Genomic DNA, 18,228 nt, shown 5'->3' on the forward strand with positions numbered 1-18,228 from the left:
CGGATGAATATCAGCCCCCTGCCCCCACAGACGACGATCAACGGTGTTCAGTACAATGCGATGCCAGGTCAGCGCCCGGTCTGCGTGGATGGTTGCATAACCATCGGTCAGTTGTTCCGGAAACGTTGTTTGGAACTGGGCAGCCGGACGGCACACCGCGAAAAGGACTATGGCATCTGGAAGTCCTACTCGTGGAATGACTACTGGAAGCATGCCGAATGGATCGGGCTTGGACTGCGGAAACTTGGCCTGCAACGGGGCGAGGTCGTTTCAATCCTTTCCGAGGACCGCAAAGAATGGGCCTGGTTCGACATGGGCATTCAGGCCGTCGGTGGCATCGCTTCGGGGGTTTATACAACTGACTCGGCCAAGCAGTTGAACTATTTGATAAATGACAGCGGCAGCCGGTTTCTGATTGTCGAAAACGAAGAGCATCTGGACAAGTATCTCGAGATACAAGGCGACGTCCCCGGTCTTTTGAAGATCATCATCCTTGAGGACGAAGGCCTGCACGACCTGGATCATCCACATTGCCTGATGGTCGATGACCTTTATGAGATCGGGAGACAGGCTGCTGTAGAGGAACCGGATCGGTTTTCGGCAGAAATTGCCAAAGCCTCTCCTCCGGATACGGCATTGCTGGTCTACACGTCCGGCACCACCGGAATGCCGAAAGGCGCAATGCTGAGTCACGAGAACATTCTGGCCGCCATCGAAGCCGGAGCGCATTCGATGCCGACCATGGCCAGTGACGAACAGCTTTGTTTCCTGCCTCTGTGTCACATTCTGGAACGGGATGTATCGGTATTCTTCCCTCTGGCCGCGAAGTGCACGGTGAACTTCGCGGAAAGCCCGGAGACGGTTTTTGCCAACCTGCAGGAAGTTTCACCCACAACCTTCACGGCGGTTCCGCGGGTATGGGAGAAAATCTTCTCACACGTTCAGATCATGGCGCAGGAGGCTACGCCGATAGGGCGCGCAGCCTATCGAATGGCCCTGAAGGCCGGCTACCGCCGCGCTGAGTACCTGCTTTCCGACAGGCCTATTCCGATGGGTGTTTCCGCGCGCTTTTGGCTGTGGGACAGGCTGGTGCTGCGAAATCTCAGGCGTATGCTGGGGCTGGATCGAATTCGGCGCGGTGGCACAGGGGCAGCGCCGATCTCGCAAGAGCTGCTGAAATGGTACTGGGCCATCGGCGTGCCGTTGATCGAAGGGTTCGGCATGACGGAAACAGCCGGGCTGGCGTCCATCAACACGCTGACAGACAACAAGATCGGTTCAATTGGCAAGGCCGTAGCAAACAATGACATCCGGATTTCGGACGAAGGCGAAATTCAGATCAAAGGGTTGAACATCTTCCAGGGTTACTGGCGCAACAACGCGAAAACGGCCGAGACATTTACGGCCGACGGTTGGCTCAAAACAGGCGATATGGGCCGCATCGACGAAGATGGCTTTGTGTCCATCACGGGACGCCTGAAAGACATCATCATCACAGCTGGCGGCAAGAACGTCACCCCGGCCGAGATTGAAAGCCGCCTGAAGTTCAGCCACTACATTTCGGACGCGGTCATCATCGGGGATCAGCGCAAGTATCTGACCGCCCTGATCATGATTGATCAGGAAAACGTCGAAAAATATGCACAAGGCCGGAAAATCCCGTTTTCAAGCTTTGCGTCCCTGTGTGCAGCCCCCGAAATACGGGATCTGATCGGCGCCGAGATTTCGTCGGTCAACGACGACTTTGCCCGCGTTGAACAGATCAAGGACTTTCGCCTCATCGACGTTCTGCTAACTGCCGATGATGACGAACTGACCGCCACGATGAAACTCAAACGGAGTTTTGTTGAAAAGAAGTACGCACATCTCATTGAAAATATGTACGAATAGACATGGTGTACCCCAAAGGGAGGATGAACATGAAGAACGTGATGAAAGGACTGGCAGCATTTGCCGCCCTGTCTGTTTCGCCGAATCTGGCGATGGCCGAAACGCAGGGCGTCACTGATAGTGAAATCGTCATCGGTTCGGTCAATGATCTGAGCGGGATCTTCGCTGCAGTTGGTGTTCCTGCCACGAAGGGCGCAAATGTGGTCTTTGACCGCGTGAACGCCGAAGGTGGCGTTCATGGCCGGACTATCCGCTTTGTCGTCGAAGACAACGGCTATCAGATGCCACGCGCCATGCAGGGCTACAACAAACTGCTGAATCGCGACAAGGTTTTTGCCATGTTGCAATCGCTGGGAACACCAATGAACTTGGCGGGGTTCAAGCTGTTGGATCCAAAGGGGATTCCCAACGTTGCCCCTCTGACAGCCGCGCGTCAGATGTTGCAGGAGCCCATGCGCAACAAATTCACGTCCTTCTCGACCTACTTCGATCAAAGCCGTGTTGGTGTGAAGTATTTGGCCGATCAGTTCGGGTCTCAGGCGGTGTGCAGCATGTATCTGCCAACAGACTTCGGGGAAGAAATCCTTGAAGGAACGAAGGCAGGTGCGGAAGAAGCAGGCATCAGCTTTGTCGCCGAGACCACGCACAAGCCGGATGAGACGGATTTCGTCGGCTCGCTCAGCAAATTGCGGGATGAAGGATGCGATATCGTGACGATAGCGCTGGGGGTAAGGCAGGCGATAACCGTTGTGGGCACTGCCAAGAAGATGGGCCTTGAGGATATGAAATTCCTCGGCACCTCGGCCAGCTTCCTGACCGTGGTCGCCCAGGTGCCAGGTGGCGTGACCGAAGGCTTTTACGCCGCAGCCTCCTGGCAGGACTTGTGGGCGCGGGCAGATGAACCTGCGCCCGCGGCTTTCATTGAAGAATACAAAGCGGCTACCGGCGAAGACCCGGTGGGGTTTGCTATGCTGGGGTATTCAGCGGCGGAAATGATGGTCATGGCGCTTGAGGCCGCGGGTCCTGATCTGACACACGACAGCTTCATCGCCGCGATGGAAACGTTGGACTATCAGGACGAGTTGATCGGGAATCACATGTCATTCGGCCCCGATGATCATCAGGGCGCCGATTCAGTCTATGTCAACGTGGTTGAAGACGGAGCCTGGAAACTGGTCTATGAGGAATAGCTCAGGGAAACTCCTTACCTGAATTCAACACCTACGACCCGCCCGCTTGGGCGGGTCTTGCGTATTGGATGCATGGCGCTGATCTCGGCACCCGCTAAGCTTGCGCTGTCACGAAACTGTTATTATCTGGCGGTATGGCTACATCTCGAATCGAAAATCGGCTGAACCTGCAAAACTGCGAAGTCATAGCGCAGGGAAACCGTCAGTTTGTTTATCAACACCCTGATTCGCCGGACACGCTTCTGAAAATTCCGCAACCTCATACCCAGGACGAAAACGCCAACCTGGTGACGGACACGTGGTTCGACCGTCTTTTTCGCCGGTCTACGGTGTTCAAAGGGTTTTTGCGCGAATTTCATGAGTCCTTTGACCTGATGGTTCGCTATCAGAACCGAGACGAACCTATTCCGGTCTGTGAAGTCCGCGGCGTGATCCAAACCAATCTGGGTCTTGCGCTGATGTACGAGCGCATCTCGGAACCGGACGGCCAATTGTCACCCAGCCTTAAGGAGCTGGCCCAAAGCGGGCGTCTCACGCAGGAACATCTGGATTCACTGAACAAACACTTTGACATGTTGGTCGAAGAACAGGTCCTTATCAGCAACAAGAATGCTGGAAATATTGTCTATCAGTCGTTCTCTGACGGGTCCGGGCGGTGGGTATGGATCGACAGTTTTGGCAGCAAGCAGATGATACCCATACGCCGCTGGTCGCGCCGTATGAACAAGCGCAAACTTGATCAGATTAGGCAAAGGTTCATAGGCCTCGCCGAAGCGGCGGTGCAACAAAGCAAAGCTGAACATTAACCTGCGTTCAGACGAAACCAGCGGTTTATCACCTGCAACTGGCGCAAGCGCCTGAACAAAAAAACGGCCGCAATTTCTTGCGACCGTCTGAATTCTGAATCTCTGTAGCTTATTAACGCTTCGAGAACTGGAACGAACGGCGTGCCTTGCGCTTACCGAACTTCTTACGTTCCACAACGCGGCTGTCGCGGGTCAGGAAGCCAGCGGCCTTCAGGGCGCCGCGCAGGCTGGGATCGTACAGCTGCAGTGCTTTCGAGATGCCGTGCTTGACTGCACCGGCCTGACCGGTCAGGCCACCGCCTTTGACGGTTGCGACAACGTCGAACTCACCTTCCACGCCGGCAACCTGGAACGGCTGGCGCAGGATCAGCTGCAGAACGGGACGTGCAAAGTAGACGTCCTGATCCTTGCCGTTCACGGTAACCTTGCCGGAACCCGGCTTGATCCAAACGCGGGCAACAGCGTCTTTACGCTTGCCGGTGGCGTAGGAACGGCCCAGCTCGTCACGTACGGGTTCACGCACGATGACTTCTTCGGCCACGGTTTCAACGCCTGCGACGGCGCTCAGCTCTTCGAGAGTATTGATCTGATCAGCCATCGGTCATTAGCTCCGGGTGTTTTTCTTGTTCATGGACTTGACGTCCAGAACTTCGGGCGCCTGGGCTTCGTGCGGGTGCTCAGCACCGGCATAAACGCGCAGGTTGGTCATCTGCTGGCGCGCCAGACGGTTGCCAGGCAGCATGCGCTTGACCGCCTGGGTCACGACGCGCTCGGGGTGTGCACCCTCGAGGATCTGCTGCTTGGTGCGCGACTTGATGCCGCCCGGGTGGCCAGTGTGCCAGTAGAAGTTTTCTTCGCGCTTCTTGCCGGTCATCTGGATTTTGTCAGCGTTGATTACGATGACGTTGTCGCCCATGTCCATGTTCGGGGTGAACGACGCTTTGTGCTTGCCACGCAGACGCATGGCGACGATCGAGGCAAGACGGCCCAGAACAACGCCCTCGGCGTCGATCAGGATCCATTTCTTGTCGATGTCTGCAGGTGTTGCAGAAAAGGTTTTCATGGCAGGATAGTCCTGTTTGATGTGAAAGACCGCCCCTGGCGGAGCGGCCCGAATTCGATGGATGGGGTTTAGACCTACTGCAATCCCCGGTCAATACATGCAAACGTGATTTAATTAAGTAATTACAGCAGGTTAAAAAATAGGTATTATTTTACCCCAAAAAACTTGGTCCAAAATGGCCAGCATTCATCACACTGATACAGTCACAGGTATGTCATGCCTCTTGGATGCGGAGAAGTCACATGAAGGAACTGACCCGGACAATAGCCGAGTATGGAGCTGCCTGGCAGGAAACTGATGCGAATAAACGCCTTGAATTGCTGACGCAGTGCTTCGCGGAAAATGGTCGATATGTAGATCCGACCGCTGATGTTTCGGGCCGAAAGGAATTGTGCGCGCATATTGGGAATGTCCTGAAGGATGCGAATGGCCGCGTCGACATTACCAGCAGCCCGACATCACATCATGACGTGGTCCATTTTACGTGGCACATGGTGGCGCCCGATGGCTCGGTCATGGTTGCGGGACATGATTTTGTTCATCTGGATGCACAAGGAAAAATTGCGCATTTGGCCGGATTCTTCGGGGACCCATCGCCTCTGCCTCAGCAATCAGACACTGATTTGTTCGGGTGGGTTGTCTAGCAGAGCCCGTAAGCGGTGCATCGCATCTTCAAATCGTTCAAGTGACACGTGCCCGTTCATGGCAATGCGTACCGCGTTCGGGGCGCGACCATCGCGCAGTGCGAATTCATCTGCCGAGCGCAGTTGAATTCCTTCACGCTCTGCCGCGCGGCTGAAGGCTGCGGCGCGCCACCCCGATGGAAGGTTTAGCCAGACAAACGGCACGTCCGGTGCCCAGTTCAGATCGAAGCCGCCCAGTGCGTTTACCGCAACGCGCACATATTCCCCCATCCGCTTGCGCACATCCTGCGTCACCTTTCGGGTCCGGGGATCTGACAGCAACAGACGCGTCAGTTCGGCCAAAGGCTGAGCCAGGCCAAAATATCCGTATTCCGCCGAACGGCGCAGATCCACGCTACGCTCTCTGGGTGCGATGGCGAACCCGACCCGCAGAGCCGGCGTCAGAATTTTCGAGATCGAAGAAACGTGCCATCCCCTTTCTGGCGCCAACGCGCGATAGCTTGGCTCGCGGGCGTCCCCCATGCGATAACAATCGTCCTCGATAATCTGAACGTCATAGCGGCGGGCGACCTCGACAACCTCTTTTCGCCGTTCCAGTGGCGTGTGTGACCCGGTCGGGTTTTGTACTTCGGGCGAGACGCAGACAGCCTGTGCCGGGGTCTGGCGCAAAACATGCTCCATCGCGTCCGGATCAATTCCCCACCGGTCCATTTTGACGCCGACAACTTGCGCGCGCATCAACTCTCCGGCCCGGCGGAACCCGGCGTAAGACAAGTCTTCGACCAGAACGACCGGCTTGGGGCCACGCAAGATAGTCTGAAACACCAGGCACAGCCCGTTCTGTCCGCCGTGTGTCAGTACAATATCATCATGGGTCAATGCGCCCAGCGGAAGATCTGAAAGCCAGTCGACCACCGCCTGACGCATCGGCTTGTACGCGTCACGCGTTGGGTAGTTCAGGAAAAGGCCGGGATCGGACTGAGCCACCTTCTGTAGGCATTCCCGGATCAAAGCCACCTGCCCTGCATCGGCCAGGCGCGGGCTGAACAGACTTACATTTGCGTCGTACTTGTCATCCCGCAAATGCAGCTGCCTAGCCCAGACATCGTCCAGAATGGGCGATTGTGGCGGGGCTACAAATGTACCACGCCCGACCTCGGCGTGTAGCAAGCCCTCGTCCGTCAGAATCGTATAAGCGCGTGCAACAGTGCCGGGCGTGATCTGCAGTCGATACGCAAGCTCGCGGACCGGAGGTAGTTTCGCACCAACTTCCAGAATATTGTTATCAATGGCTTTTCGGATTGTGTCGGCCACCAATGTATACTTGGGACCTTTGGATTTCGGCAATGACTCTGGCCAAATTGTATCCATTACAATTCTTCCTTTGATTTTGACACAATCCTGAATGTATCAAGTAAATGTACCGAACATTTACGCTTTGTGTCAATACAATTTGAAAGGAACCATGACATGACACGCGCAATGCACAACCCCGCCCTTATGCTGCTGACCGACAGCCCCCGGCTGCCGCTGATCGCCGCGCTGGCAGTGCGGTTTGCTGCGACGGTCACCAAATGGGAACAACGCCGCCGCAGCCGCGTCAATCTTGGAAAGCTGGACGATAAATTGCTGCAGGATGTCGGTTTGACCCGGCATCAGGCCTATCGCGAAACCAAACGCTATTTCTGGATGAACTAGAGATCCCCAGTCCCATTATTGGGACCTCTTCCCTGGCCGGGGCATGCCCCCGGCCTTTTTTATCCAAAAGCGGCCGCAGCCGATCCTTCCGGCGGAAGAGAATATGTCATGCTGGCCCGCGCAACGGGTTTGTCCGAGCCTTCTGAAAACATCAGGACGTCACCGACAGCCAATGTCCGCCCTAGTTTCAGCAAACTACAATGTGCAATCATGTCCGCGCCGCCATCGGGTTTGCGCAGGAAATCCATTGAAGCGCTGGTCGTAACCGCCAAAGCCTGCCGCCCTTTTCTGGCCAGAACCATCGCATAGACACTGACATCGGCGAGCGCAAAGATGGAAGGGCCCGAAATGGTGCCGCCGGGCCGAAGGTGCCGGTCAGCAACAATCAGGCGCATTTTGACCGAGTCGTCAGACAATTCCTCGACCATGAAATCCTCGCGAACCTGCGGAAAGACCTGCGCCAGATAATCAGACAGTTCTTTTTTGTTCAGCGCCAACGACATACTTCCACTCCTCGCCTTGTCGCCCTAGAGTTGGCGCACAGCCAGCAGGAGGGCAAGATGGCAATTCTGGAACGTAACGACACCGGCGCAATCGCACATCTGAAAATGAACGCGCCCGAACGCCTGAATGCCCTGAGCGACGAAATGCTGGCGGCGCTGCAGGCCGAGCTTGACGCACTGAAATCCGATGCCTCGATCCGCGCAGTGATCCTTTCCGGTGCCGGGAAGGCATTTTGCGCAGGACACGACCTGAAGCAGATGACCGCCGGTCGCCAGGCTCCGGACCGTGGGCGGGGGTATTTTCAGGACCTGTTCGCGCGGTGTGCCCGGATGATGATGTCCATCCAGTCCCTGCCCCAGCCCGTCATCGCGCAGGTACATGGCATCGCGACCGCCGCGGGCTGCCAGCTTGTCGCGACTTGCGATCTGGCGATTGCGGCCGAAGGCACGCGGTTTGGCGTCAATGGGGTAAATATCGGGCTTTTCTGTTCAACGCCGATGGTTGCGCTTAGCCGGAACATCCCGCGCAAGCATGCATTCGAGATGCTGACCACCGGCGACTTCATTTCTTCCGAAAGGGCAGCTGAGCTGGGGCTTGTGAATCGGGCAGTGCCGGAAATGTTGTTGGAACATGAAACGATGTCTTTGGCCGAACACCTGGCGACCAAACTCGGAACCGCTGTAAAAATTGGGAAAGAGGCGTTTTACCAGCAACTCGAAATGCCAATCCAGCAGGCCTATTCCTATGCCGGCGACGTAATGGCGGAAAACATGCTGCATCGGGATACCGAGGAAGGAATCTCGGCTTTTATCGAAAAACGGCCGCCAAATTGGCACCAATGAGGCAATTGTTTTACATTTTTTTCCTCACTGTCCGTATTTTTGCACTTTTCAAAAGGGCGACACTGTGGCAAAGCTGGGTCGAGGCTAAGGCCTCAACGATACTTTTGGGTCGCCGTGGGCGGAAGGTCCCTCCGAGCTGGTCTCTCTCACCGGCGTAGACATTCCCGCAGCGGCGACCCCAAGACCCCCCCTTCGTGATCCGGACGTTATTCGACGCGCGCAGTTCTGTTGCGTCGGTCAGCACTCTGCCCTATGTGGCAGCTTATGACACAGAAACTGCATATCGTGGGCGGCGGCATGGCCGGGTCCGAGGCGGCCTGGCAGGCTGCGGAGCTTGGCGTGGATGTCGTGATTCACGAAATGCGGCCCAAGGTGGGCACATTTGCGCATCAGACCGGCAATCTGGCCGAGATGGTTTGTTCGAACTCTTTCCGGTCCGATGACGATGAACAGAACGCCGTCGGTCTGCTGCACTGGGAAATGCGCGCTGCAAACGGGTTGATCATGACGACCGCAGATGCGCATCGACTGCCCGCCGGTGGCGCGCTGGCGGTTGACCGCGATCCGTTTGCCGAGGCTGTTACCGCTAAATTGCGGGCGCACCCTCGTATAGAGATCACCGGAGAGGAAATCACCGCCCTGCCCGATGACGGACAATGGATTTTTGCGACCGGGCCGCTAACATCGCCGGAATTGGGTGAAGCCATCCGCAAAGAGACCGGAGCCGAGTCGCTGGCCTTTTTCGATGCCATCGCACCGATCGTCTACGCCGACAGCATCGATATGAGTCGGGCCTGGATGCAGTCGCGCTATGACAAGGGCGAAACCGAAGAGGAACGAACGGCATACCTGAACTGCCCCATGGATCTCGATCAGTATGACGCGTTCATCGACGCGTTGCTGGCTGCGGACAAAACCGAGTTTCACGAAGGCGAAACTGCAGGTTATTTTGATGGCTGCCTGCCGATTGAGGTCATGTCGGAACGCGGTCGTGAAACCTTGCGGCACGGGCCCATGAAGCCAGTTGGCCTGACCAACCCGCATCAACCGGACGTGAAACCCCATGCGGTGGTTCAGTTGCGCCGCGACAACGCGCTGGGAACGCTGTTCAACATCGTCGGCTTCCAGACCAAAATGAAGTACGGGGCCCAGACCGAGGTGTTTCGCATGATCCCGGGGTTGGAGAACGCCAGTTTCGCGCGTCTGGGTGGAATTCACAGAAACACCTTTATCAACTCTCCGACACTGCTGGATTCGCAGATGCGACTGAAATCCAAACCAAATATCCGATTTGCTGGCCAGATCACGGGTGTTGAAGGCTATGTCGAAAGCGCGGCGATGGGTCTGTTGGCCGGTCGTTTGGCCGCCGCTGAAATCATGCGTCTTTCGAAACCTGAAGTGCCGCAGGACAGTGCCATGGGTGCCCTGATCCATCACATCACCGGAGGGGCAGAGGCCAAGACTTTCCAGCCGATGAACGTAAATTTCGGCCTGTTTCGCCCAGTTGACGGCCTCAAAGGCGGACGGCGCGGGCGAAAGGACCGTTACAAAGCCTATACGGACCGAGCCAAAACCGAATGGAAGAACTGGCTTGCTCATTGGTGACTGGACGCGCCGGGCAAACCGGGCCTAACATACCGGTATGAGCGACAAATACCTCAAAGACACTTACGATCTGGATAGCCCACAGGAAACCCGGGCACATTATCAGAAATGGGCCCCGTCCTACGATGACGAAGTTGGCGCCAATGGCTATGCCACGCCGGGACGTGTTGCCGAAGCGCTTTGGTCCAAAATGCCCGAGGCGCAGACACCAATTCTTGATTACGGGTGCGGCACAGGCCTGTCCGGCGTCGCATTAAGGGATGCCGGTTTTCAGATCGTCGACGGTGCTGACCCAACACCGCAGATGCTTGAAGGGGCCAAGGCCAAAGGGGTTTATCGCAACCTGAAGACCTTCGACATCACAAACTCAAAACCTTTGACAGCTGGTGAGTACAACGCAATCACAGCGATTGGCGTGATCGGCATCGGCGCAGCCCCGCCCGAGACTTTGGATATGCTGATGCATGCGCTTCCCAAGGGCGGGTTGCTTGCATTTTCTTTTAACGATCATGCGCTTGCGGATCATACTTACACCGTTCGATTGAATGACTGGCTGGATATGGGCGCGGCGCGCCTATTGTTCCGCGAATACGGTCCGCACCTGCCCGGCCTGGACCTGAAGTCCGAAGTGTATGTTGTAGAAAAGACGTGACTTTTGTAACCCGGTTTGCCCCGTCACCCACAGGTCCGTTACATCTGGGGCACGCTTACTCTGCCTTGCTTGCCAGCGAAATGGCCATTGCCGAAGGCGGAGAGTTTCTTCTGCGCATTGAAGATATCGACCGTTCCAGATCGCGGCTGGTATGGGAAGACCAGATTTATGAGGACCTGAGATGGCTGGGCCTGCATTGGCCTGAACCAGTCATGCGCCAATCCGCGCGTTCGGCGATTTATGAAAAAGCGCTTGATGATCTTTGGGTTCAGGGCCTGCTTTACCCTTGTACCTGCAATCGAAGGGACATTCTGGCTGCCGCCAGCGCCCCACAAGAAGGTGTGCCGTTGCATGGTCCGGATGGAATCATCTACCCCGGAACGTGTCGTGGAACTCTGAAAGAACGAGGTTCAGGCGGAGACAGGCGGCCAACGGACATCCCGCTTCGTCTGGACATCTCGGCAGCAACCAAAAAAGCCGCCAGCCTTTTCAAAGACCGCACGATACCAGGAGGACCGGTGAAATCGGTAGCGAATTTCACGGAATTGGGTGAAGGCCCGAACGGCGAGACCGGAGTGATTGAGTTCACTCCGGAGGAGATGGAAACCTGCATCGGTGATGTAGTCCTGTCCCGGCGTGATATGGGAACCTCATACCACCTTTCCGTCGTTCTGGATGATGCGACGCAAGGCGTCACGCATGTTGTTCGCGGACAGGACCTGTTCGAAGCCACCCGAATACATGTTCTGCTACAGGCGCTGCTAGGTCTGCCGACGCCATTTTATCACCATCACCGCCTGATCCGCAATGATACCGGCAAACGGCTGGCCAAGCGTGATGATGCCAGGGCGATCTCAAAATACCGCGCCGAAGGGGTCAGCCCCGGTGATATTCGTGCGATGGTCGGGCTATAGCGGCAGCTGCGACATCGGGGCCATCAATTCGACTTCCTCACCATCTCTTACGGCAGTGTAGAAACAACTGCGTCTGTTGGTATGACAAGCCGGTCCTGTCTGGCGCACAAGAACCAACAGGCAATCCCGGTCGCAATCGACCCGGAAATCCACCAGTTCCTGGACGTTCCCCGAGGTTTCACCCTTGACCCAGAAGGACTGACGGGATCTGGACCAATACGTAACGCGGTGCGAATCCAGCGTGCGCTGAATGGCTTCAGCGTTCATCCATGCCATCATCAGAACGTCGCCTGTCTGCTCATCCTGAGCGATGGCGGGTACCAGACCGGATTCGTTGTATTTCAGGTTGGACAGATCAAAGACGGGTGTTTCAGACATGACAAAAACCTTTTGCATCCCGAGGGCTGGCCACTATGTATGGGGAACAGCCAATGAGGGAAAGCCATGTCCGGCGAGAACGATCTAATCAAGCTCTATTCCGGCCGCATTCTGGCGCTTGCATCGGATATTCCGCATTTGGACCGGCTGGATCACCCTGACGCGAGCGTCAAGAAAAGGTCTCCGTTGTGCGGGTCCACTGTCACCGTTGACGTCAAACTGCGCGATGGGCGGATTTCTGATTTTGGACAGGATGTGAAAGCCTGCGCGCTTGGGCAAGCCTCTGCTTCGGTTGTAGGTCAGGCCATTATTGGCGCGACCCGGGCGCAGGTGGAACTGGCGCGCGAACAGCTGTCGGCGATGTTAAAAAAAGCAGGCCCTGCTCCCGATGCGCCGTTTGACGGGCTTGAGGTGCTGATGCCTGCCCGCGATTACAAGAACCGGCATGCCTCGATCCTGCTGGCGCTGGACGCGACGGCCGAGGCGATGGAAAAAGCAGAACAGGCCAACTGCGCCTGAACGTGGTATTTTTTTGAAAATCTCTCTAGTCTCCGGGCTGAAATTCGGGAGAGAGAGTTTTGGATAATTTACTTGAGCATTTCGTGACCCTTTGGGTTGTGATCGACCCGATCGGTACAATTCCAGTCTTTGTTGCCGTCACGGCGGGTATCGAGGCTTCGGCACGTCGCAAGACGGCATTACTCGCTGCGTTGATCAGTGCCGGTGTGTTGCTGTTTTTTCTTGTGTTCGGTCAATTGCTGATCGAAGCGCTGGATATCGGCCTTAACTCGTTTCAGGTGGCCGGGGGGATCATCCTGTTCCTGTTCGCGCTGACGATGATTTTCGGGGAAAGTAAATCGGAAACCGATCAGCGCCTGGTCGAAGAGGATTCTGCAATCAGCACAAGTAAACCCAACCCGGCAATCTTTCCACTGGCGGTGCCGTCCTTGGCGTCACCCGGCGCAATGCTGGCTGTCGTCATTCTAACCGACAACAATCGATACAGCTTTGCGGATCAGGGAATTACTGCGCTGGTGATGCTGGTGGTTTTGGCAATCGCCGCGGTATTGATGTTGTTGGCCGACCCCATCATCCGTGTCATCGGGCATTCCGGATCGGCCATCATCAGTCGCGTCATGGGAATGATCCTGGCCTCGGTTGCGGTCAATTCAGTTCTATCGGCGCTGATGGAAATCTTCAGAACGGGCCAGTTGTAAAAAAAACCGCCGCACCTTCCGGGCGGAAAGGGCGGCGGCAGGTAATGCGTTTCTCGTGGGGGTCCGGATATCCGCGTGGGGCCGAGGCATGGCCCCTCAAGGGAATTGGGACAGGCAGGTCACCCTTGACTGAAATGGGGAAACAAGCGCGGCTTAATCGGCACGAGATCGCAGGCAGAAAGGCTTAGAAACCCACGGGAAGGTGAAGGGCAACCACCAGGATGACGACCAGTGACACCGCGCCCGCCGCATCCTGAACAAGTGTGGCTTGCGAGCGGGTAATGGCGGATTTGATCTGGGTCAGCATGGGTTCACCTCCGGTCAGGGCTTTAATCCTTTGTTGACCTTTTGTTCTCATATTTTGCCGAGTCGGTAAAGAACTTTTTGAGAACATTTGTGAACCAAACGGAACTTCTCACCTAACCTACTGAAATCAAACGGATGGCCTGATCCTGTTTCATCAGCCATAGCAGAACTCGCGCGGCCTTGCCCCGGTCTGACGTCAAATCCGGATCCGCAGACAGCAATGCCCTGGCGTCTGACTGGGCAACCGCCATCAATCCGGCCTGACGTTCCAGATCGGCAATACGGAACTTCGGCAAACCGGATTGCGCGGTTCCAATCAGATCCCCGGCTCCTCGCATCTGCAGGTCGGTCTCAGATATGCGAAACCCGTCCTCAGTCTCGCGCAAGACTTCAAGACGTTTGCGCCCGCCTTCGCTCAGCGGTGGTTGATACATCAACAGACAGGTGGATGCGTCCTGGCCCCTGCCGACCCGCCCACGCAATTGATGCAATTGCGCCAGCCCGAATATCTCGGCGCGTTCGATTACCATGATCGTGGCATTTGGAACGTTTACGCCCACCTCGATCACCGTCGTTGCTACCAGAACTTTGGTGTTGCCAGATTGAAAGGCATCCATCGCGGCGTCTTTTTCGGCCGGGGGCATTTGTCCATGCACTAGGCCGACCACGTCATCCCCCAGTATCGCGCGCAGCCGCTTGAACCGTTCCTCGGCAGCAGTCAGGTCTGAAACCTCGGATTCGTCCACCAGGGGGCAAACCCAATAGCACTGCCTGCCTTCTTCGATGGCGTGCCTCAGGTGGGCCACAACCTCATCCATGCGCTGCGTGCTGACAACGGCTGTTTTGACAGGCTTGCGTCCGGGCGGCTTTTCATCCAGAACCGAGACATCCATGTCTCCGTATTGCGCAAGCGCCAGACTGCGCGGAATCGGCGTGGCGGTCATGACAAGGACATCGGCGCCCTTCCCCTTGTCCGACAATTCCATTCGCTGGCGCACACCAAACCTGTGCTGCTCATCCACAATGGCCAAATGCAGGGCTTTGAATTCCACATCGCCCTGAAAAACGGCATGCGTGCCGACAAGTATCTGAATATCTCCCTTTCTCAGCGCGGCCAGCTTGGCTTTGCGTTCAGCGCCTTTGTCCCGTCCGGTCAGGATTTCCAGCACGACACCAGCCTCGTCAGCGAGTGGGCGCAATCCCTCCAGATGCTGCCGAGCTAGAATCTCGGTCGGCGCCATCATGACGCCCTGCCCGCCCGCCTCGACCGCGATCAGCAACGCCATGAAAGCGACCAACGTTTTGCCGGCGCCAACATCCCCCTGCAGCAAACGGTTCATTCGTGCGGCTGACGCCATGTCGGCGGAAATCTCCTCGATGGCCCGCAATTGTGCACCTGTGGGGCGATATGGCAGGGTGCTCAGCACCTTCGATTGCAAAACGCCGGTTGCCCTGCTGACAATTCCGCGCGACTTCCTTTCCCGGCTTCGGGCCAGGGCCAGCGTCAACTGATGGGCCAGCAATTCGTCATAAGCCAGACGCTCACGCGCGGGTGCAAACATTGCTACGTCATCTGCCCCTTGCGGATGATGTGCCGACTGGATGGCCGTTTTCCAGCCCTGCCAGTTCTGACGCGCCACCTGAGCCGGATCGATCCATTCGTCCAAATCCGGAGCGCGGGCCAAGGCGCTATGCGCCGCCTTGTATGCGGTCTTCTGGGTCACGCCTTGGGTCAGATGATAGACAGGTTCAAACTCCGGCAGCTCTCCGGCCTGTTCCGGCGAAACCACGTGATCGGGGTGTACCATCTGCGCCACTCCGTCGAACAGCTCCAGTTTACCTGACACCAACCTGCGTGCCCCTGGCGGCAGAATTTTCGTAAGGTAGTCGCCACGCGCGTGAAAAAACACCAGCTGGAAATCGGCCTGACTGTCCTCGACGTGAATACGATACGCGCCGCCTTTCGTTCTTGGGGGGCGATGCGTGCCGACCGTGACCTCGACCGTCAGTGTTGTTGGCAGGTTTGCACCCTGAATAGTGTCACGCCGCCGCCGGTCGATGACGGCATATGGCAGAGCAAACAAAACGTCACGAGGTGACTCGATTCCGATCTGCCCCATCAACTGAGCTGTTTTCGGACCGACACCTTCAAGTGTTTCAAGCCGGGCGAAAAGTGGAAACAGGGGTTCAGGGCGGCCGCTCATGCATCCCCGATCAGCTGCAGCCAGCCGTCTTCATCCAAAGTCGTAATCCCAAGATCCGCCGCTTTCTTGGCCTTTGACCCCGCGCCGGGACCAGCCACAAGCAGGTCGGTTTTCTGACTGACCGAACCTGAAACCTTGGCACCCAACGCTTCTGCCCGAGCTTTAGCTTCCGCACGCGTCATCTTTTCAAGCGTTCCGGTGAATACAACCGTTTTTCCGGCAACCGGGCTGTCGGATGCCGGGGCCTCCGGCGGTATGATCGTCAGGTGTCTGCGCAAATCGTCAAACGCCTGACGCTCTTCCGAGTTTGCGAAAGCATCGGACAGGGACAGCCCCAAAGTCGCACCGATGCCGTCAATGCCGGTCAGATCGGACCAGGCCTGCGCGGCCGTCTTCGGGACATCCGACCCGATTATCGCGGCATCGCGCGCCTCCTTGATCCGTGCTCTTCGGTTGCCGGCTGTCGCGGCTTGGCGCTCAGCCTCCTCTGCTTCATCCGCAGCGCGTTGGGCCAGGGCAGCCGGCCGGGCTGCATCAATGGCCTGCGCCATCGCTTCCCAATCCCGATAGAACAACGCAAGATCCCGTGCGCCCACTTCACCAACGTGGCGTATCCCCAGCGCAAACAGTAGTCGCGCCAACGGGATCGTGCGCTTCTCCTCAATCGCTTCAAACAGATTTCCGGCCGAGGTCTCGCCCCACCCATCCCTGTTTTTCAACCGCGCCAGGTTTTTGGCGTCACGCTCTTTCAGAGTGAAGATATCCGCAGGCGTGTTGATCGGTAGCGTCGGGTCGTCATGAAACATTTCGATCTGTTTGGCGCCCAGACCTTCGATATCGAAAGCCTTGCGAGATACGAAATGCTTCAGCTTTTCAACGGCCTGTGCCGGGCAAATCATACCTCCCGTACAGCGGCGAACCGCATCCCCGTCCTCCCGGATCGCTTCGCTTCCGCATTCAGGGCACCGTGTTGGAAACTCGAAAACAACAGAGACGACGGGACGCTTTGACAGATCCACGTCGGCAACTTTTGGGATCACATCGCCTGCCCGATAGACCTGAACCCAGTCGCCAACCCGAATATCTTTGCCATCTCGGATTGTTCCGCCTTTTGCATCGCGCCCGGCTATGTAGTCTTCGTTGTGCAGCGTCGCGTTGGAGACGACGACCCCGCCAACCGTCACTGGGTGCAGCCGGGCCACGGGGCTAAGCGCGCCGGTACGGCCGACCTGAATGTCGATGGCCTCAAGCCGGGTCCAGGCCAGTTCCGCGGGAAACTTGTGGGCCACCGCCCAGCGTGGCGTGGTCGACCGGAACCCAAGCCTAGCCTGAAGCGCCAGCTCGTTTACTTTGTAAACAACGCCGTCGATGTCATAGCCAAGCGTTGCGCGTTGCGCCTCGATGTCCCGATAATGGTCCAGCATCTGACCGGTTGTTTCACACAGCCGCGTCAGCGCATTTGTGGCAAACCCGAAACCTGCAAGCCGTCCAATCGCGGCCATTTGCGTTTCGGCCAAAGGCTCTGACAATTCGCCCCAGGCATAGGCAAAGAACCGCAACGGGCGCGTCCGAGTAATTGAGGCATCCAACTGACGCAAAGACCCGGCCGCGGCGTTGCGGGGATTGGCAAATGTTTTGTCGCCAGCCTGTGACTGACGCGCATTCAGGTCGTCGAAATCGATATGTGACATGTAGACCTCGCCCCGAACCACCAGAACTTCGGGTGCGTTTTCAATGACTTGAGGAATGTCCGAAATCGTGCGCGCGTTTTCGGTTACGTTCTCGCCCACCTCACCGTCGCCACGCGTTGCGGCCTGAACCAGTTTTCCACCCTCATACCGCAAGGATAAGGACAGACCGTCGATCTTCGGTTCTGCAGTGAAGGCAAGCGGCGCATCATCCCGCAACCCCAGGTATTTCCGGATCGAACGATCAAAATCCCTGACGTCTTCGTCGTCAAAGGCATTGCCCAGCGACATCATCCGCACAGAATGTGCAACTTTGGAAAACCCTTCAGCGACGCGCGCGCCAACCTGCTCGCTTGGGCTGTCGGGACGTTTCAGATTCGGAAACCGCGCTTCGATTTCTGCATTTCTGCGCTTGAGCCGGTCGTACTCCGCATCCGAAATCTCAGGCGCATCTTCTGTGTGGTATTGGGTATTGGCGCGCAGCAAAAGGTCAGAAAGGCGCGCCAGTTCTTCCTGCGCTTCCTGTTCTGTCAGGTCGGTTACCGAAATGGAGTTGCTCATGGCCTCGCCCTGTCACGTGATCTTGGACCTCAGTGATAGGGCGAGGTCATGGCCAGGTCCAGTCGT

19 protein-coding genes are annotated in these 18,228 nt (G+C 56.9%); 11 read left to right on the forward strand and 8 right to left on the reverse strand.

Annotated elements, in window-relative coordinates; genetic code table 11:
• Positions 1-3: 3 nt before the first annotated feature.
• From ACR1XU_RS03480 to ACR1XU_RS03490, 3 genes are all read left to right on the forward strand, one after another.
• Complete coding sequence (locus tag ACR1XU_RS03480) at positions 4-1,890, forward strand: AMP-dependent synthetase/ligase (RefSeq protein WP_480906261.1); 1,887 nt, start codon at positions 4-6, stop codon at positions 1,888-1,890.
• A gap of 29 nt (positions 1,891-1,919) precedes the next feature.
• Positions 1,920-3,080, forward strand: coding sequence for an ABC transporter substrate-binding protein (locus tag ACR1XU_RS03485; RefSeq protein WP_480906262.1), 1,161 nt, complete (start codon positions 1,920-1,922; stop codon positions 3,078-3,080).
• A gap of 134 nt (positions 3,081-3,214) precedes the next feature.
• Positions 3,215-3,886 (forward strand): YrbL family protein, encoded by a 672-nt coding sequence (locus tag ACR1XU_RS03490; protein WP_480906265.1) that lies wholly within the window; start codon positions 3,215-3,217, stop codon positions 3,884-3,886.
• A 112-nt stretch (positions 3,887-3,998) separates the two neighbouring features.
• On the opposite strand, the gene rpsI is transcribed toward ACR1XU_RS03490, so the two are convergent.
• Together rpsI and rplM are read right to left on the reverse strand one after the other, a co-directional pair.
• Entirely contained in the window at positions 3,999-4,484 is a 486-nt protein-coding gene (gene rpsI, locus ACR1XU_RS03495; protein ID WP_170615060.1) for a 30S ribosomal protein S9, read from the reverse strand.
• Between the two features lie 6 nt (positions 4,485-4,490).
• Entirely contained in the window at positions 4,491-4,949 is a 459-nt protein-coding gene (rplM, locus tag ACR1XU_RS03500) for a 50S ribosomal protein L13 (protein ID WP_039536983.1), read from the reverse strand.
• A gap of 242 nt (positions 4,950-5,191) precedes the next feature.
• On the opposite strand from rplM, the gene ACR1XU_RS03505 reads away from it, so the two are divergent.
• Positions 5,192-5,593, forward strand: coding sequence for a nuclear transport factor 2 family protein (locus ACR1XU_RS03505; RefSeq protein WP_480906268.1), 402 nt, complete (start codon positions 5,192-5,194; stop codon positions 5,591-5,593).
• Here ACR1XU_RS03505 and ACR1XU_RS03510 read toward each other — a convergent pair.
• On the reverse strand, positions 5,561-6,964 hold the full coding sequence (locus tag ACR1XU_RS03510; protein ID WP_480906271.1) for an aminotransferase-like domain-containing protein: 1,404 nt from the start codon (positions 6,962-6,964) through the stop codon (positions 5,561-5,563). The genes ACR1XU_RS03505 and ACR1XU_RS03510 overlap by 33 nt on opposite strands.
• Positions 6,965-7,063: 99 nt before the next feature.
• Here ACR1XU_RS03510 and ACR1XU_RS03515 point away from each other — a divergent pair, with 99 nt between their 5' ends.
• A complete protein-coding gene (locus tag ACR1XU_RS03515; protein ID WP_170615063.1) occupies positions 7,064-7,291 on the forward strand; it encodes a DUF1127 domain-containing protein in 228 nt (75 codons plus the stop codon).
• A gap of 59 nt (positions 7,292-7,350) precedes the next feature.
• Here the strand turns inward: ACR1XU_RS03515 and ACR1XU_RS03520 are convergent, their stop codons facing one another.
• Positions 7,351-7,794 (reverse strand): PaaI family thioesterase, encoded by a 444-nt coding sequence (locus ACR1XU_RS03520; protein ID WP_170806327.1) that lies wholly within the window; start codon positions 7,792-7,794, stop codon positions 7,351-7,353.
• A 30-nt stretch (positions 7,795-7,824) separates the two neighbouring features.
• Here ACR1XU_RS03520 and ACR1XU_RS03525 point away from each other — a divergent pair, with 30 nt between their 5' ends.
• From ACR1XU_RS03525 to gluQRS, 4 genes are all read left to right on the forward strand, one after another.
• Complete coding sequence (locus ACR1XU_RS03525) at positions 7,825-8,637, forward strand: enoyl-CoA hydratase (RefSeq protein WP_480489837.1); 813 nt, start codon at positions 7,825-7,827, stop codon at positions 8,635-8,637.
• Positions 8,638-8,901: 264 nt separating this feature from the next.
• Positions 8,902-10,242, forward strand: coding sequence for a methylenetetrahydrofolate--tRNA-(uracil(54)-C(5))-methyltransferase (FADH(2)-oxidizing) TrmFO (gene trmFO, locus ACR1XU_RS03530; protein WP_480906276.1), 1,341 nt, complete (start codon positions 8,902-8,904; stop codon positions 10,240-10,242).
• Positions 10,243-10,279: 37 nt separating this feature from the next.
• Positions 10,280-10,894, forward strand: coding sequence for a class I SAM-dependent DNA methyltransferase (locus tag ACR1XU_RS03535; RefSeq protein WP_480906279.1), 615 nt, complete (start codon positions 10,280-10,282; stop codon positions 10,892-10,894).
• Positions 10,891-11,808 carry a tRNA glutamyl-Q(34) synthetase GluQRS gene (gluQRS, locus tag ACR1XU_RS03540; RefSeq protein ID WP_480906282.1) on the forward strand — a complete coding sequence of 306 codons (918 nt, stop codon included), beginning with the start codon at positions 10,891-10,893 and terminating at the stop codon, positions 11,806-11,808. Before ACR1XU_RS03535 ends, gluQRS begins: the two co-directional genes overlap by 4 nt.
• On the opposite strand, the gene hisI is transcribed toward gluQRS, so the two are convergent.
• A complete protein-coding gene (hisI, locus tag ACR1XU_RS03545; RefSeq protein WP_480906285.1) occupies positions 11,803-12,204 on the reverse strand; it encodes a phosphoribosyl-AMP cyclohydrolase in 402 nt (133 codons plus the stop codon). The genes gluQRS and hisI overlap by 6 nt on opposite strands.
• A gap of 48 nt (positions 12,205-12,252) precedes the next feature.
• Here hisI and ACR1XU_RS03550 point away from each other — a divergent pair, with 48 nt between their 5' ends.
• Together ACR1XU_RS03550 and ACR1XU_RS03555 are read left to right on the forward strand one after the other, a co-directional pair.
• Positions 12,253-12,705, forward strand: coding sequence for an iron-sulfur cluster assembly scaffold protein (locus ACR1XU_RS03550; RefSeq protein ID WP_170615070.1), 453 nt, complete (start codon positions 12,253-12,255; stop codon positions 12,703-12,705).
• A gap of 59 nt (positions 12,706-12,764) precedes the next feature.
• Entirely contained in the window at positions 12,765-13,403 is a 639-nt protein-coding gene (locus ACR1XU_RS03555) for a MarC family protein (RefSeq protein WP_170615071.1), read from the forward strand.
• Positions 13,404-13,587: 184 nt separating this feature from the next.
• Here ACR1XU_RS03555 and ACR1XU_RS03560 read toward each other — a convergent pair whose 3' ends face one another.
• The 3 genes from ACR1XU_RS03560 to ligA all read right to left on the reverse strand — a co-directional run bounded on the left by ACR1XU_RS03560 (position 13,588) and on the right by ligA (position 18,162).
• Positions 13,588-13,710, reverse strand: a complete 123-nt coding sequence (locus ACR1XU_RS03560) for a hypothetical protein (RefSeq protein ID WP_480906287.1) — start codon at positions 13,708-13,710, stop codon at positions 13,588-13,590.
• 112 nt (positions 13,711-13,822) lie between these two features.
• Positions 13,823-15,913 (reverse strand): ATP-dependent DNA helicase RecG, encoded by a 2,091-nt coding sequence (gene recG / locus ACR1XU_RS03565; protein WP_170677046.1) that lies wholly within the window; start codon positions 15,911-15,913, stop codon positions 13,823-13,825.
• Complete coding sequence (gene ligA / locus ACR1XU_RS03570; RefSeq protein ID WP_480906290.1) at positions 15,910-18,162, reverse strand: NAD-dependent DNA ligase LigA; 2,253 nt, start codon at positions 18,160-18,162, stop codon at positions 15,910-15,912. Before ligA ends, recG begins: the two co-directional genes overlap by 4 nt.
• Positions 18,163-18,228: the final 66 nt, after the last annotated feature.

The sequence above is a fragment of the Ruegeria sp. D1(2025) genome (genome assembly GCF_056536425.1).